8 protein-coding genes and 3 rRNA genes are annotated in these 16,992 nt (G+C 66.1%); all 11 read right to left on the reverse strand.

The features are described 5' to 3' along the window. Positions 1-41: 41 nt before the first annotated feature. Positions 42-1,724 carry a CTP synthase gene (locus R0146_RS14175; protein WP_317690502.1) on the reverse strand — a complete coding sequence of 561 codons (1,683 nt, stop codon included), beginning with the start codon at positions 1,722-1,724 and terminating at the stop codon, positions 42-44. 11 nt (positions 1,725-1,735) lie between these two features. Continuing rightward, positions 1,736-3,481 carry a DNA repair protein RecN gene (recN, locus tag R0146_RS14180; protein WP_317690503.1) on the reverse strand — a complete coding sequence of 582 codons (1,746 nt, stop codon included), beginning with the start codon at positions 3,479-3,481 and terminating at the stop codon, positions 1,736-1,738. Next, the gene (locus R0146_RS14185) at positions 3,478-4,524 is read right to left on the reverse strand and encodes an NAD kinase (RefSeq protein WP_317690504.1); all 1,047 of its coding nucleotides are present in this window, start codon (positions 4,522-4,524) and stop codon (positions 3,478-3,480) included. The genes recN and R0146_RS14185 overlap by 4 nt, the downstream gene beginning before the upstream one ends. Before the next feature lie 9 nt (positions 4,525-4,533). After that, positions 4,534-5,679, reverse strand: a complete 1,146-nt coding sequence (locus tag R0146_RS14190; RefSeq protein ID WP_317690505.1) for an MFS transporter — start codon at positions 5,677-5,679, stop codon at positions 4,534-4,536. 170 nt (positions 5,680-5,849) lie between these two features. Then, the gene (locus R0146_RS14195) at positions 5,850-6,590 is read right to left on the reverse strand and encodes a TlyA family RNA methyltransferase (protein ID WP_317690507.1); all 741 of its coding nucleotides are present in this window, start codon (positions 6,588-6,590) and stop codon (positions 5,850-5,852) included. Next, entirely contained in the window at positions 6,587-7,585 is a 999-nt protein-coding gene (locus R0146_RS14200) for an HAD-IIA family hydrolase (RefSeq protein WP_317690508.1), read from the reverse strand. Before R0146_RS14200 ends, R0146_RS14195 begins: the two co-directional genes overlap by 4 nt. Next, complete coding sequence (locus R0146_RS14205; protein WP_317690509.1) at positions 7,578-8,516, reverse strand: tetratricopeptide repeat protein; 939 nt, start codon at positions 8,514-8,516, stop codon at positions 7,578-7,580. The genes R0146_RS14200 and R0146_RS14205 overlap by 8 nt, the downstream gene beginning before the upstream one ends. Before the next feature lie 1,130 nt (positions 8,517-9,646). After that, positions 9,647-9,763 (reverse strand): 5S ribosomal RNA (gene rrf / locus R0146_RS14210). 141 nt (positions 9,764-9,904) lie between these two features. After that, positions 9,905-12,985: ribosomal RNA gene (locus R0146_RS14215) — 23S ribosomal RNA — on the reverse strand. 406 nt (positions 12,986-13,391) lie between these two features. After that, a 16S ribosomal RNA gene (locus R0146_RS14220) occupies positions 13,392-14,908 on the reverse strand. The 16S, 23S and 5S rRNA genes sit together here, the layout of an rRNA operon. An 805-nt stretch (positions 14,909-15,713) precedes the next feature. Beyond that, positions 15,714-16,982, reverse strand: a complete 1,269-nt coding sequence (gene tyrS, locus R0146_RS14225) for a tyrosine--tRNA ligase (RefSeq protein WP_317690510.1) — start codon at positions 16,980-16,982, stop codon at positions 15,714-15,716. Positions 16,983-16,992 lie beyond the last annotated feature (10 nt).

Here is a 16,992-nt window from a genome sequence, read left to right on the forward strand (position 1 = left end):
CGGCCGCGGTGAGGATGTCGGCAGCGAGGCCGTCGAGCACGTCAGGCCTCGTCCTCGACCGGCAGCCGGTCGCTGTCCCGACGCTTCAGTGCCGCCCCGACGAGCCCGGCGAACAGCGGGTGCGGGCGGGTCGGGCGGGACTTGAACTCCGGGTGGGCCTGGGTCGCGACGAAGAACGGGTGGAGGTCGTCCTTGAGCTCGATGAACTCCACCAGGTTGCGGTCCGGGGAGGTGCCGCAGATCACCAGACCGGCCTGCTCGAGGCGGGCCCGGTAGGCGTTGTTCACCTCGTAGCGGTGCCGGTGACGCTCGGAGACGTGCACGGAGCCGTAGAGGCGGGCCACCTGCGAGTCGCGCTCCAGGGTCGCGTCGTACGCCCCGAGGCGCATCGAGCCGCCCAGGTCGCCCTCACCGGAGACGATCGCCTGCTGCTCGGCCATCGTGGCGATCACCGGATCGGCGGTGTCCGGGTTGAACTCCGAGGAGTCGGCGCCCTCGATGCCGGCCAGGTGGCGGGCGACCTCGACCACCATCACCTGCAGGCCGAGGCACAGCCCGAGGATCGGGATGCGGTGTTCCCGGGCGAAGCGTACGGCGCCGATCTTGCCCTCGACACCACGGATGCCGAACCCGCCGGGCACGCAGATGCCGTCGACATCGCCGAGCTGCTCGGCGGCGCCCTCCGGGGTCTCGCAGGTGTCGGAGGCGACCCACTTGACCTTCACCTTGGCCCAGTTCGCGAAGCCGCCGGCGCGCAGCGCCTCGGTGACCGACAGGTAGGCGTCGGGCAGGTCGATGTACTTGCCGACCAGGGCGATGGTGACCTCTTCGCGCGGCGCGTGGACCCGCTCGAGCAGGTCGTTCCACTTGCTCCACTCCACGTCGCGGAACGGCAGGTTGAGGCGCCGTACGACGAAGACGTCGAGACCCTCGGCGTGCAGCACCTTCGGGATGTCGTAGATCGAGGGTGCGTCGGGGCAGGAGACGACCGCCTCCTCGTCGACGTCGCAGAACAGCGCGATCTTGTGCTTGATGCCGCCGGGGATCTCGCGGTCGGAGCGGCAGACGATGGCGTCGGGCTGGATGCCGCCCTGGCGCAGCGCGGCGACCGAGTGCTGGGTCGGCTTGGTCTTCAGCTCTCCGGACGGGCCGAGGTAGGGCACCAGGGAGACATGCAGGAAGAACGAGTTGTCCCGGCCGACCTCCCGGCGCACCTGGCGGGCGGCCTCGAGGAAGGGCAGCGACTCGATGTCGCCGACGGTGCCGCCGATCTCGTGGATGACGACGTCGACCTCGTCGCCGCCCATCCGCAGCATCTCGTCCTTGATCTCGTTGGTGATGTGCGGGATCACCTGGACGGTGTCGCCGAGGTACTCACCGCGCCGCTCCTTGGCGATCACCGAGGCGTAGACCTTGCCGGTGGTGACGTTGGCGTCGGCGTTGAGGTGGCGGTCGAGGAAGCGCTCGTAGTGGCCGATGTCGAGGTCGGTCTCGGCGCCGTCCTCGGTGACGAAGACCTCACCGTGCTGGAACGGGTTCATCGTGCCGGGATCGACGTTGATGTACGGATCCAGCTTCTGCATCGTGACCCGCAGCCCGCGGGCGACCAGCAGGCTGCCCAGGCTCGAGGCGGTCAGTCCCTTGCCGAGCGACGAGGCGACACCTCCGGTGACGAAGATGTGCTTGGTCTCGACGTGATGCTGATTCAGATTCGCGTGGCCCACGGGCCTCCACCCTATCGCTCGGAGGGCTTCGGGACCAACGAACCGTCCATCGCGTCGGTCGCCACCGCGAGCAGCTCCTCCGCGTGAGCCAGTGCGGTGTCGGTGGCATCGATGCCGGCCATCATCCGGGCGAGCTCGCCGGCCCGGTCGGCCTGGGCCACCTCGCGTACGCCGCTGGTGGTGATCCGGCCGTCATCGGCCTTCACCACGACGAAATGCCGATCGGCGAAGGCAGCCACTTGGGCGAGGTGGGTGACCACCACGACCTGGGACCGCTCGGCGAGCCGCTTCAGCCGCCGGCCGATCTCCACCGCGACAGCCCCACCGACACCGGAGTCGACCTCGTCGAAGACCAGCGTCTGGCCCGGCGCGTCGGCGACGGTGACCTCGAGGGCGAGGCGGACCCGGGACAACTCACCGCCGGAGGCGACCTTGCCCAGCGGTCCGGGCGGGGAGCCGGGATTGGCGGCGAACAGGAACTCGATCGTCTCCCCGCCCCACGGCCCGGGGTCGGTGGGCTGCAGCAGCACGGTCAGCCGGGCCCGGGGCATCGCCAGGGCGGCGAGCTCCTCGCGCACCGCCTCCTCGAGGCGTCGCGCCGCGGCGGTGCGGGCGGCGGTGAGGTCGGCCGCCAGCCGCTCCAATCGGGTGCGGAGGCGAGCGACGTCGGCGGCCAGTGCGCCGATCCGGTCGTCGGTGCCGACCAGGTCGTCGAGGCGGGTCCGGGAGGCGTCGGCCCAGGCCAGCACCGCGTCGGTCGTCTCGCCGTACTTGCGGTGCAGCGCGGCCAGCGCGGCACGTCGCCCGGTGATTTCCTCGAGCCGGGCGGGGTCGGCCTCGAGTCCGGCGAGATAGCCGGCCAGGTCGGCGCCCAGGTCGTTGAGCTGGTAGACGAGTTCGCGGGTCCGGCCGGCCAGGGCGGAGGCGGCCGGGTCGGCTTCGGCGATCGCGTCCAGGGCGTGCCGGGCCACTCCGACGAGGGCGGCCGCGCCGGGCGAGGTGTCGAAGTCGACCTCGTCGCCATTGAGTGCCAGCGCGGCCCGGCCGGCGGCGACCCGCAGGTCGTCGACCGCCTGCAGCCGGACGGTCTCCGCGGCCAGTTCCTCGTCCTCGCCCGGCTTCGGGTCGACGCCGGCGATCTCGTCGAGGGAATGCCGGAGCATGTCGACCTCGCGGGCCCGTTCTCGGGCCGCGGCGCGCAGCGTTTCCAGTTCCACCGAGGCCGACCGCCAGTCCTGCCAGGTGGCGCGGTAGTCGGTCAGGATCGCGGACAGCGTCTCGCCGCCGAACCGGTCGAGCATGTCGCGCTGGGTCTCCGGCAGGGCGAGCCGGATCTGGCCCGACTGTCCGTGGATGGTGATCAGATCCTCGCTCACCGTGGACAGTGAGGCGACCGGCACCTGCGCTCCCCCGACGTACGCCCGGGAACGTCCGGCGGCGCCGACGGTCCGGGCCAGCACGAGTTCCGGATCGTCCGCCGGCTCGTCGAGGGCCCCGCCGAGGTCCTCGACCCGGGAGCGGACCGGCACCGGCAGCCGGTCGAACCGGCCCTCCACCCGGGCCGTACGTTCGGTGCCCGCCGCATCGCGGCGGACGATGCCCCGGGCGGCACGCTGGCCGAGCAGCAGGCCGAGGCCACTGACGATCATCGTCTTGCCGGCGCCGGTCTCACCGGTGACGGCGGTGAAGCCCGGTGCCAGGTCGAGGGTCGCCTCGGCGATGACACCCAGGTCGCTGATCCGCAGTTCGGTGATCATGCCCCGCTCCGTCCCTGGGCTCCGTGCCGTTCCGTGCTCCCGCGCCGATCGTGGACGCCGGCCGGCGCCGGGGCGTCGCGTCGTTCCGCGGTCCCCCGCCAGCCCTGGATGTTCAGGCCGAACTTGCGCACCAGTCGACCGGTGAAGTCGTCGGGGGCGATCCGAGCCAGTTGCAGCCGGTGCACGCCGCGGGTGACGTCGAGGACGTTGCCCGGGGCCAGGTCGAACGAGCGGCGACCGTCCAGCCACACGACCGCGTTGTTCTGCTCGGCGCGCACCACCTGGACGTGGACGTGGGCGTCGGCCGGCACGACGACCGGCCGGTTGAACAGGGCGTGCGCGCTCAGCGGGACGATGAGCATCGCGTCGACACCGGGCCAGGTCACCGGCCCACCCGCGGAGAAGGCGTACGCCGTGGAGCCGGTCGGGGTGGAGACGAGGATGCCGTCGCAGCTCCACCGCGACAGCGGCTGGTCGTTGACGGCCACCACGGCCTCCAGCATCCGCTGCCGGGAGGCCTTCTCCAGGGAGGCCTCGTTCACCGCGAACGACTCCCACAGCACGTCGCCGCCGGGCCCGGACAGGACGCGTACCCGGGCAGTGAACCTGGTCTCGGTGTGGTAGCTGCGGTGGCTGACGGCGGCCACCACCTGATCGATCTGGGAGGACTCGGCCTCGGCGAGGAAGCCGACGTGGCCGAGGTTGACACCGAGGATCGGCAGGTCGACCGACAACGCCCACTCGACCCCGCGCAGGATCGTCCCGTCGCCGCCGAAGACGACGGCGAGCTCGCAGCCGTTGGTCCCGGCTTCGTCGATCAGGTCGGTCCGCAGGCCGGCACCGTCCAGGAAGGAGGCCATCTCCTTCGCGTCCGCACGCGGCAGCACGCAGGTGATGCCCTGGGCGGCCACCTCGTGCATGAACTGCACGGCGGCCCGCACCGCTTCGGGCCGATGGGTGTGGGTGATCACCGCGACCCGCCGATCTCCGGCATCCTTCGCCGGATCGGAGGCGCTGACGAGGGGGCCGGGTTGGGTGCTCACCGGGCCAGCCTAAACGCTGGGTGTGACGGCGGGGCGCAAGCCCACCCAGGCGGCCACCATGGCCAGGGCCACGGCCAGCGCACAGAACGCCGACACCGCCGGCCATCCGGCGACGGCGAACAGATAGCCGCCGGCCCAGCCCATCACGGACGACCCGGCGTAGTAGAAGAAGTTGTAGAGAGCGGTCGCCTGGGCTCGGCCCTCGGTGGCCAGGATGCCGCCCAGCGCCGCGGCGATGGCGTGCCCGGCGAAGAACCCGGTGGTGAGCACCACCAGCCCGACGATGATGACGACGATCCCGGGGATCCAGGTGAGGGCCAGCCCTGCCAGCATCAGCCCGCCGGACCCGAGCAGCACCGTACGCCGCCCGAACCGCACCGCGACCCGGGTCGCCCGCTGCGACGACCAGGTGCCGGCCAGATAGGACAGGAAGAGCAGCGAGGTGATGGTCGGCGACAGCCCGAACGGCGGCGCTTCCAGCCGGAAGCCGAGGTAGTTGTACACCGTGACGAAGGCACCCATCAGGCAGAAGCCCTGGGTGAAGACGGCCAGCATCCGCGGGCTGCGCAGGTGCGCTCCTGCCCGCCGGGAGACGTCGAGCAGGGACGTACGCCGGGGGGTGAATCGTCGTGCCGGCGGGACCAGTACGGCGAACAGCACGGCAGCGAGCACGCTGAGCGCGATCACCGCGCCGACGCCGGCCCGCCACGAACCGGTCAGGTCGGTGACCGGGCCGGAGACGAGTCGCCCGGACAGGCCGCCGAGGGAAGTGCCGGAGACGTAGAGGCCGGTCGCGGCGGCCATCGAGCCGGCGTGGGTCTCCTCGGTGATGTAGGCGACCGCCACCCCGGCCACGCCACCGAGGCAGGCACCCTCCAGGAACCGCAGGACGACCATCAGCGGCAGCCAGGAGGTGAACGCGAAGGCGGCGCCGATGACGGTGGCCAGGATGATCGCGGTCATCATGGTCCGGACCCGCCCGCTGCGGTCGGCGAGCCAGGACCACAACAGCACCGAGACGGCCAAGCCGCCGGTGGCGGCGGAGACCAGCAGCGCCGACTCGGCCGGGGCGACCTGCAGCCCGGTGCTGATCGCCGGGAGCACGGCCTGCGGGGCGTAGAGCTGCGCGAAGGTCGCCACACCGGCGAAGAACATCGCCGCCAGCAGCCTGGTGAACTCTCGGGTGCCCCGCCGGTGACCGGCCCAGGGTGCCGCTTTCTCAGCCCTCGACTTGTCCTGTGGTCCGCCCGATCCTCCCGATCCTCCCGATCCCTCTGATCCGGTTGATCCGTCTGATCCGTCTGCAACGTGCTCGCTCGTGCTGCTCACCTTCCGTTCCACGCCAGGCGCAGGAAGTACTCGACATTGCCGGCGGGGCCCGACAGCCTGCTCGGGGCACGCCCCGTCACCGCCCAGCCGAGATCCTCGGCCACGGCCGCGACGTCGTCCACCGCGGCCAGTCGTGCACGTTCCTCCCGCACCACACCACGGCCGTCCAGCCCCTCGCGCCCCACCTCGAATTGGGGCTTGACCATGAGCAGAGCGTACGCCTGGCGGCCGACCACCCCGGTGATCGCCGGAAGCAGGTGGGTCAGCGAGATGAACGAGACGTCGGCGACGACCAGGTCGACCGGCCGGCCGTCCAGGTCGGCGAGGGTCAGTTCCTTGGCGTTGAGCCCTTCGCGGACGTGCACTCGCGGGTCGTCGGCCACGGTCGGGGCGAGCTGTCCGTGGCCGACATCGACCGCGTACACCTCGGCGCAGCCCCGGGCCAGCAGGACCTGGGTGAAACCGCCGGTGGAGGCACCGACATCGAGGGTCCGGGCGGGAACGGGGACCGGCAGGTCCTCGAGGGCGCCGAGCAGTTTGTGGGCGGCGCGGCCGACCCATTCCTCGCCGTCGACCTCGAGGTCGGCGTCCTCGGCAACGGTGGTGGCGGGGCGGGTGACGGTCCGGCCCGCGAGCCGGACACGCCCGGAGCGGATCAGTTCCTGCGCATGGCTGCGGGAGCGGGCCAGGCCCAGTTCCGCCAGGGCGCGATCCAGCCTCCGGGCGGTCGAGGTCACCGGGCCAGCTCCGTGGCCACCGCCTGTTCGACCGACGACGGATCGGCGGGACGGCCGGCGTCCCGGGCGGACCAGACGAGGGCGGCGGTGGCGCGGACCAGGTCGAGCGCGTCGCCGGCGGCCACGATGGCGACGGCCCCGTCCACGAGACGTACGTACGCCTCGCCGCAGCGGGCCTCGTCACCGTTCAGGGCCACCGAGGCGGCCGGCGCGAGCAGGTCGCGCAGGTCACGGCCGATGTGGCTCGGACGGTGCGCAGGGTCGGCGGCGAAGAGTTCGGGGGCCCGATGCGTGCCGGAGAAGACGAGCATGGTGTCCATCTCGGCGTTGCGGCCGCCCGCGACGTCGGTGTCGAGCCGGTCACCGACGAAGATCGGCCGCGTGGCACCGAGCCGCGCCGACGCGGCCTGCATCAGCGGCCTCTCCGGCTTGCCGGCAGCCTGAGGGTCGCCGCCGACGACCATCCGTACGACGCCGATCTGGGCGCCGGCCCCCGGTTCCAGGCCTCGGTGGGTCGGCCGGGTCGGGTCGGTGTTGGTGGCGAACCAGCGGGCGCCCCGCTGCACCGCCAGCGCGGCCTCGGTGAGGGTGGCCCACGGCAGGTCGGGTTCGTAGCCCTGGATGACGGCATCGGGGGCGTCGTCCGCCGAGACGGTCACCGTGAAGCCTGCCGCGGTGACCTGGTCGATGAGCGCCCGCGATCCGCAGACGAGGATCTTCGCCCCCGGCTGCAGTTCCTGGATGAGCATCTGCACGCCGGCCTGGCCGGCGGTGATGACCTCGTCCTCGGTGCACGGGATGCCGAGGCCGACCAGCTGGTCGACCACCGTTTCGGGTGCCCGCGCGGCGTTGTTCGTCACGAAGCAGACCGGCACCGACCGCTCCCGCAGGGCGGCGATCCCCTCGGGTGCGCCCGGGACCGCTTCGGGCCCGAGGTAGACCACACCGTCCAGGTCGAACAGCGCGGCATCGTACGCAGCGATCAACTCACTCATCAGTGGCGTCATCATCCTCGGTCGCGTCCTTCTCGGCGACAGCACTGTCAGACTCGTCCGTCGACTCGTCCTCGTCCAGGATCGGCTCGGCTGCCTCCGCCTCATCGTCGGCGTCCGTCAGGTCCTCGGGCCCCGGCACGTCCTCGTCCTCGACCCCGGACTCGGGCAGTTCCTCAGACTCGGGCAGGTCCTCGACCCCGGAATCGGTCTCCTCGTCCGCGCCCTCGGACTCCTCGCCTTCTTCGTCCTCATCCTCGAAGTCGAACTCGAGGTCCACGCCGTCCAGCAGCTCGATCTGGTCGGCAGCGTCCAGTTCGCGCGCCGTGTCGAGTTCGTCCGCGGTGACGAACCACTCGCGGGCCTCCTCCGGCAGGTCATGCCGGAGCAGCATCGCTGCGTACGCGTACGCCAGGCGGGCGTGTGCCTCGTGCGGGATGTCCTTCGACACGTGGCTGAGGAAGGCCTTCAGCACACGCAGACCTTCCTTCACCTGGCCGAGGTCCTCCCGCGCGCCGGCCTCGATGATCACCAGCTCCACCCTGCTGCGCTGGGTCATCTCGACCAGCTTGGCCTCGCGGACCAGGCGCAGTGCCTCCTCCGGGCGGCCGAGCGCACGCTCACAGTCGGCCATCACCGGCAGGTAGGCCGAGTCGCCGGTGAGACGGCGCAGCGCGCGGTACTCCGTCAGTGCCACGGCGAAGTCCTCCGCCGCGTACGCCGTCTCGGCCACGGCCTCACGGACCAGCGGGAGCCGCGCACCGCGCCGCTTCGCCGCCTGGGCGTGCCGCAACGCCAGAGCCGGGTCCTCGTCGATCAAGTCACCGGCTGCCACGAGATGGGCGCTCACGAACTCTGCTGCTTCGGCCGACAGGCTGCGCAGTTCGGCGCGGACCTGCCGCGGCAGACGCGAGAGATCCGCGTCCTTCGGCATCGGCGGCTCGTCGGCCGCGCGCTCGAGGCCGGGCGGCAGCGGCTCACGCTCCCGCTCCGGACGCCCACCCTGTCCGCGGTCACGCTCCGGACCACGTCCGCGATCGGACGGTCCGCGCCGGGCGAAGCCGGGCCTGTCACCGCCGCGGTCACGGTCGCCGCCTCGGCGCTCACGCGACTCCTGCCACGTGCGGCCCCCCTGGCCCGCGTCGCGTCCGCGGTCGGGACGTCCGCCCTGGCGCATCTCGCCGCCATGATCGCCCTCGCTACGACGCATGTCCTCGGGGCGCCGGTAACCACGGCCCCCCTGCGCGGCACCGCCGGAGCGGCGCTCGTCACCGCCGCGGCCACGTCCCTCGCCGGCAGCCCGTTGGGGCCGGCCTCCGCCGCGCTTCCAGCCCGTACGGTCCTCACGGCCCTCTCCGCTCGGCCGTCCGCCGGAACGCTGTCCGCGGTAGCCACCGGAACGCTCATCGCCAGCACGGTCGCCCCGGTAGCCACCGGAACGGCCGCCCTCCGCGCGACCGCCTTCGGAACGCTCGCCCCGGTAGCCGCCGGAACGACCGCCTTCCGACCGCGGTCCACGGTAGCCACCGGAACGCTCATCTCCGCCACGCTCGCCGCGGTAGCCACCAGACGCCTGATCTCGGCCCCGATATCCGCCGGAACGCTCATCGCCACCTCGTCCACCGCGGTAACCGGCCGACCGCTCGTCCCCGGGGCGCCCCTGGTATCCGCCGGATCGCTCCCCTTCGGAGCGCTCGCCACGGTAGCCACCGGACCGGCCGCCCGACGGACGCCCACCTTCCGGACGACGCCCGCTGCGATCTCCGCCCCGACCGAACTCGCCACTCTCGCGGCCGCGGTCGCCGCCCGGGCGACCCCCTCGGCCACCGCCGTAGCTGCTCCGCTCGCCACCGCCGGAACGTCCGCCGCGGCCACCCTGGCCGCCACGACCGCCCTGCCCGCCGTGGCCACCGCTACCGCGACCACCGCGACCGGAACCCCCCTGGGGTCCCTTGTTCTCGTCGCCCATGGCGAGTCCTTTCAAAGAGTCCATAACGCAGCTGAGGCCGGCACCACGCAGGTGCCGGCCTCCAGCCGTTCCACCCGTAAGGGGTGGTGTGTGTTGTCCGGCGATGTCCTAGTCTCCCACACACTCCCGTGTGCAGTACCATCGGCGCTGGAAGGCTTGACTTCCGGGTTCGGAATGTGACCGGGTATTTCCCTTCCGCCATGATCACCGTAACACTGTCGAAACAGCAACAACACTATTCAACTGTCCCCCACCCGCCCAGACGGGCCGGGGTGGGGTTCGGGAACCGTGTTTGTGTTCCGGGAACAACATAGTGGACGCGAACATACTCAGCAGAATAGTTTCTTGTGTGTTTGGGTAAGCCCTCGGCCTATTAGTATCGGTCAGCTCCACCCATTACTAGGCTTCCACATCCGACCTATCAACCCAGTCGTCTACTGGGGGCCTTACCAAAACAGTGGGAGTCCTCATCTTGAAGCGTGCTTCCCGCTTAGATGCTTTCAGCGGTTATCACTTCCCAACGTAGCCAACCAGCCATGCCCTTGGCAGGACAACTGGCACACCAGAGGTTGGTCCGTCCCGGTCCTCTCGTACTAAGGACAGCCCTTCTCAAGACTCCTACGCGCACAGCGGATAGGGACCGAACTGTCTCACGACGTTCTGAACCCAGCTCGCGTGCCGCTTTAATGGGCGAACAGCCCAACCCTTGGGACCGACTCCAGCCCCAGGATGCGACGAGCCGACATCGAGGTGCCAAACCATGCCGTCGCTATGGACGCTCGGGCAAGATCAGCCTGTTATCCCCGGGGTACCTTTTATCCGTTGAGTGACGGCGCTTCCACACGCCACCGTCAGATCACTAGTCCCGACTTTCGTCCCTGCTCGACCCGTCGGTCTCACAGTCAAGCTCCCTTGTGCACTTACACTCGACACCTGATTGCCAACCAGGCTGAGGGAACCTTTGGGCGCCTCCGTTACTCTTTGGGAGGCGACCGCCCCAGTCAAACTACCCATCAGGCACTGTCCCTGAACCAGATCATGGTCCGAGGTTAGATAACCAGAACAACCAGAGTGGTATTTCAACAATGACTCCACAACCACTGGCGTGACTGCTTCAACGTCTCCCACCTATCCTACACAAGCTGTACCGATCACCAATACCAAACTATAGTAAAGGTCCCGGGGTCTTTCCGTCCTGCTGCGCGTAACGAGCATCTTTACTCGTATTGCAATTTCACCGAGTTCGTGGTTGAGACAGTGCCCGAGTCGTTACTCCATTCGTGCAGGTCGGAACTTACCCGACAAGGAATTTCGCTACCTTAGGATGGTTATAGTTACCACCGCCGTTTACTGGGGCTTAAGTTCAGTGCTTCACCGAAGTTGACACGTCCCCTTAACCTTCCAGCACCGGGCAGGAGTCAGTCCGTATACATCGTCTTACGACTTCGCACGGACCTGTGTTTTTGATAAACAGTCGCTTGGGCCTGGTCTCTGCGGCCATCAACGCTCACCACGTAAAGTGTTCACGCATCCGGCCCCCCTTATCCCGAAGTTACGGGGGTATTTTGCCGAGTTCCTTAACCACGATTCTCTCGATCGCCTTAGTATTCTCTACTCATCCACCTGTGTCGGTTTAGGGTACGGGCGGCTCATGACATCGCTCACGAAGCTTTTCTCGGCAGCAGAGGATCACCCACACCACCACCCGAAGGTGACAGTGGCATCAGGTCTCAGACACACAGGGCACGGATTTACCTACACCCCGTCCTACACCTTTACCCTGGGACAACCACCGCCCAGGATGGGCTACCTTCCTGCGTCACTCCGTAGCTTGCCTACTACACGTCTGGGTCGCAGAGTCACCACACCCAGAACCCCGAAGGGCCCACAGATGCAGCTTCCGTGCTCAGCATCGCGCGCCTCAGCATGGTCGCCATTACACCGGTACGGGAATATCAACCCGTTGTCCATCGACTACGCCTGTCGGCCTCGCCTTAGGTCCCGACTTACCCAGGGCAGATTAGCTTGACCCTGGAACCCTTGGATATTCGGCGGACGGGTTTCTCACCCGTCATTCGCTACTCATGCCTGCATTCTCACTCGCACACACTCCACAACACGGTCACCCGGCTGCTTCACCACGTGCACGACGCTCCCCTACCCATCCAACAAAAATTGAATGCCACAGCTTCGGCGGACTACTTAGCCCCGCTGAATTGTCGGCGCAGAATCACTTGACCAGTGAGCTATTACGCACTCTTTCAAGGGTGGCTGCTTCCAAGCCAACCTCCTGGTTGTCACCGCAACTCCACATCCTTTTCCACTCAGTAGCCGCTTAGGGGCCTTAGCTGATGATCTGGGCTGTTTCCCTCTCGACAATGAAGCTTATCCCCCACTGTCTCACTGCCACGCTCTGGCTTCACCGGCATTCGGAGTTTGGCTGATTTCGGTAAGCTTGTAGGCCCCCTAGACCATCCAGTGCTCTACCTCCGGGAAGAAACACGTGACGCTGCACCTAAATGCATTTCGGGGAGAACCAGCTATCACGTAGTTTGATTGGCCTTTCACCCCTATCCACAGCTCATCCCCCCAGTTTTCAACCTAGGTGGGTTCGGTCCTCCACGACGTCTTACCGACGCTTCAACCTGGCCATGGATAGATCACTACGCTTCGGGTCTAGAGCATGCGACTCAACGCCCTTATCGGACTCGCTTTCGCTACGACTACCCCACACGGGTTAACCTCGCCACACACCACTAACTCGCAGGCTCATTTTTCAATAGGCACGCCGTCACCCTCACGGGCTCCGACGGCTTGTAGGCGACCGGTTTCAGGTACTATTTCACTCCCCTCCCGGGGTACTTTTCACCATTCCCTCACGGTACTGATCCGCTATCGGTCACCAAGGAGTATTCAGGCTTAGCGGGTGGTCCCGCCAGATTCACACGAAATTCCAGGAGTCCCGTGCTACTTGGGAACCCGACAATGGAGTGCGCAGTTTACGTCTACAGGGGTATTACCTGCTCTGCCGGACCTTCCCAGAATCCTTCGACTTCACCACACATTTCTGACTCCACGACCCGTCAACAGCCAGATCAAGTCGAGCCCCACAACCCCACGCATGCAACACCTGTCAGCTATCACACACACGCAGTTTGGCCTCATCCGCGTTCGCTCGCCACTACTTACGGAATCACTATTGTTTTCTCTTCCTATGGGTACTGAGATGTTTCACTTCCCCACGTTCCCTCCAACTACCCTATACATTCAGGTAGAGGTCGCTCCACATGACTGGAGACATTCAAGGTTTCCCTATTCGGACATCCCCGGATCACAGCTCGTTTACCAACTCCCCGGGGCTTATCGCAGGTTACAACGTCCTTCATCGGCTCTTGGTGCCAAGGCATCCACCGATCGCCCTTAGTAGCTTTCCCAACACAAATATCAAGAAAAAATCTACAAAGATGCTCGCGTCCACTATGAAGTTCTCAAAACACAAACAACACCACAACCAACCATCCCTGATCAGCCGTGATCCCGTCAAAGACCCACCACCACCAGACACCCCCACACGAGGAGAAGCCCGACGACAGCACCACACGTCACGCATGGCCGAGGTCTCAGGACCCAACAGTGCACCCCACCCACCAGACAACAATCCAGTGACCCCCACCCGCCCCACGACAACCGCGAGACGACCAGAGGCAGTCAATGTTCCACCCAGAAAACCCACCGGCACCCGCCGGCCACCACAACAGCGACCGATCCGACCGGCAAACCACCCACAACCCCCAACCAACAGGCCGAAGCATTACGAGCGTCTTGTTTTGGGCTCCTTAGAAAGGAGGTGATCCAGCCGCACCTTCCGGTACGGCTACCTTGTTACGACTTAGTCCTAATTACCAGCCCCACCTTCGACGACTCCCTCCCCACAGGGTTGGGCCGCCGGCTTCGGGTGTTGCCGACTTTCATGACTTGACGGGCGGTGTGTACAAGGCCCGGGAACGTATTCACCGCAGCGTTGCTGATCTGCGATTACTAGCGACTCCGACTTCATGGGGTCGAGTTGCAGACCCCAATCCGAACTGAGACCGGCTTTTTGAGATTCGCTCACCCTCACAGGCTCGCAGCTCTTTGTACCGGCCATTGTAGCATGCGTGAAGCCCTGGACATAAGGGGCATGATGACTTGACGTCATCCCCACCTTCCTCCGAGTTGACCCCGGCAGTCTCCTATGAGTCCCCAACCGAATTGCTGGCAACATAGGACAAGGGTTGCGCTCGTTGCGGGACTTAACCCAACATCTCACGACACGAGCTGACGACAGCCATGCACCACCTGTAAACCGGCCCAAAGGGAGGCCACATCTCTGCAGCTTTCCGGCATATGTCAAACCCAGGTAAGGTTCTTCGCGTTGCATCGAATTAATCCGCATGCTCCGCCGCTTGTGCGGGCCCCCGTCAATTCCTTTGAGTTTTAGCCTTGCGGCCGTACTCCCCAGGCGGGGCACTTAATGCGTTAGCTACGGCACGGATCACGTGGAATGTGACCCACACCTAGTGCCCACCGTTTACGGCGTGGACTACCAGGGTATCTAAGCCTGTTTGCTCCCCACGCTTTCGCTTCTCAGCGTCAGGAAAGGTCCAGAGAACCGCCTTCGCCACTGGTGTTCCTCCTGATATCTGCGCATTCCACCGCTCCACCAGGAATTCCATTCTCCCCTACCTTCCTCTAGTCAGCCCGTATCGAAAGCAAGCTCAGGATTAAGGCCCGAGTTTTCACTTTCGACGCGACAAACCGCCTACAAGCTCTTTACGCCCAATAATTCCGGACAACGCTCGCACCCTACGTATCACCGCGGCTGCTGGCACGTAGTTGGCCGGTGCTTCTTCTGCAGGTACCGTCACAAAAGCTTCGTCCCTGCTGAAAGCGGTTTACAACCCGAAGGCCGTCATCCCGCACGCGGCGTTGCTGCGTCAGGCTTCCGCCCATTGCGCAATATTCCCCACTGCTGCCTCCCGTAGGAGTCTGGGCCGTATCTCAGTCCCAATGTGGCCGGTCACCCTCTCAGGCCGGCTACCCGTCGAAGCCTTGGTGAGCCACTACCTCACCAACAAGCTGATAGGCCGCGAGTCCATCCCCCACCGCCGGAGCTTTCCACCCCCACCCATGCAGGCAAGAGTCATATCCGGTATTAGCCACCATTTCTGGAAGTTATCCCAAAGTAAAGGGCAGGTTACTCACGTGTTACTCACCCGTTCGCCACTCGTGTACCCCGAAGGGCCTTACCGTTCGACTTGCATGTGTTAAGCACGCCGCCAGCGTTCGTCCTGAGCCAGGATCAAACTCTCCATCGAAAAAATATCGCCACACCCCCACAAAAAAGGGGCGAAAAGCGTCACAATGAAAAGAGACCCGACATACCAGACATAAACTGGTCAATCAACATCTCAAAGAAATTCCAGACCCCAACAAACATCGAGGCCCGGGGCACCACAAAAAAGTGATGTCATTTGGCATTGACTAAACAAAGCACACTGTTGAGTTCTCAAACATCGGACACACACCTCACCACCCCGGACGAACCGGAGCCGCTCAGGGCGACCAGATTTACTTTACTCATCGATCTTCGTGAAGTCAAATCCGACTTCCTCAGATCTCCGAGCCTTGATCACCATCCCTGATAACCAAGATCACCACTCCGGTTTCCCGGCCCGGCGACTCGAACTACTTTAGTGAGTTCATCATCCGGAGTCAAATCCGAACTTTTCCTCGCCCGATATTCCGAAAATCCGTTCCGACTTCCCCGGAAGGGTCTGCCCGAATAAATTCCGAAACACCTGGAATCGCTTATCCGGAAAAGTTCTCCTGAACATTTCCCGAGAAAAGCAACTCCCCCACCATAGAGAGGAGCTTCGCCGGAGTCAAATCCGGCTGACGTCCCCCTGGCTGTCTCCGAGCCTCATCGGCGGACCGATCAGGCTCAACAGCGCAGACCCCACTCCGTCCAGAGGATCAGAGTGGAAGGTGAAGGCCCCGGTCCCGGCCCCTCATACGAGGGCCCGTTCCCAACAGGGCTCGATGAACACTACCCGCACAGAACAAGAACGTCAAACCGGCGGTGGGTGACCTGGGTCACCCACCGCCGGTCGGGATCTCGGCTCAGCCGCGTTGCACCTCGACCCCACCGATGGTCTTCTTTCCTCGTCGGGCGACGACGTACGACCCGTGCAGCAGATCGGCAGAGGTGAGACGGGCCTCGGCGTCGGTCACCTTGATGTTGTTGATGTAGGCGCCGCCCTCGTTGATCGCACGACGCGCCGCGGACTTCGAGCCGACCACACCGGCGGTCTCCAGGACGTCCACGACGGTGGGCAGATCCGCCCCGGTGGACAGCGGCGTCAGGGAGATGTCACTGAGGACGGCCTTGAGCGTGCGGGCGTCCAGGTCGGCAAGATCGGAGCGGCCGAACACGGCCTCGGCGGCAGCGACCGCCTTGCGGGTCTCCGCCTCGCCGTGCACCAGCGTCGTGACGTCGTCGGCCAGCGCGTGCTGGGCGGCTCGCTTCCACGGCTCGTTGTGCAGGCTCTCCTCCAGCGCGGCGATCTCCTCCGCACTGCGGGCGGTGAACACCTTCACGTAGTCGATCACCTTCTCGTCCTCCGCGTTCAGGAAGAACTGGTGGAACGAGTACGGACTGAGCATGTCGGCGTCCAGCCAGATCGCCCCACCTTCCGACTTGCCGAACTTCGACCCGTCGGCCTTGGTGATCAGCGGCGTCGACATGGCGTGCACGTGCGCCCCGTCCGAACGGCGGATCAACTCCACCCCGGCGGTGAGGTTGCCCCACTGGTCGTTGCCGCCGGTCTGCATCGTGATGCCGTACGTACGGTGCAGGTGTCGGTAGTCCATCGACTGGAGCAGGACGTAGGAGAACTCGGTGTAGGAGATCCCCGACTCCAGCCGCGACCGGACCACCTCTCGGGCCAGCATCCGGTTGACCGGGAAGTGCTTGCCGATGTCGCGGAGGAACTCGATGACGTTCATCGTCGAGGTCCAGTCGTAGTTGTTCACCACCCTCGCCGCGTGCGGTCCCTCGAAGTCCAGGAACCGGCTGACCTGGGCCCGGATCTTCTCCGTCCACTCCCGTACGGTCTCCTCCGGGTTCATCACCCGCTCCCCCACCTGCCGGGGGTCACCGATCATGCCGGTGGCCCCGCCGACGAGGAGGAACGGGTTGTGGCCGGCCTCCTGCAGGCGCTTGGCCAGGATGATCTGGACGAGGTTGCCGATGTGGATCGAGGGCGCGCTCGGATCGAAGCCGACATAGAAGTTGACGGGCCCGGCCTCCAGGTGGTCCCGCAGGGCCTCCTCCTCGGTCGTCTGGGCCACCAGGCCCCGCCACTTCAGCTGATCCAGGACGTTGTTCACGGGGGCCACC

The sequence above is a fragment of the Raineyella sp. LH-20 genome (genome assembly GCF_033110965.1).
Taxonomy (GTDB): Bacteria; Actinomycetota; Actinomycetes; order Propionibacteriales; family Propionibacteriaceae; genus Raineyella.

Bases quoted from the DNA above. Each gene is read 5' to 3' on its own strand.
- R0146_RS14190 (WP_317690505.1), bottom strand. From the start codon at position 5,679: ATGTTCTTCGCCGGTGTGGCGACCTTCGCGCAGCTCTACGCCCCGCAG.
- recN (WP_317690503.1), bottom strand. From the start codon at position 3,481: ATGATCACCGAACTGCGGATCAGCGACCTGGGTGTCATCGCCGAGGCG.
- R0146_RS14205 (WP_317690509.1), bottom strand. From the start codon at position 8,516: ATGCCGAAGGACGCGGATCTCTCGCGTCTGCCGCGGCAGGTCCGCGCC.
- R0146_RS14200 (WP_317690508.1), bottom strand. From the start codon at position 7,585: ATGAGTGAGTTGATCGCTGCGTACGATGCCGCGCTGTTCGACCTGGAC.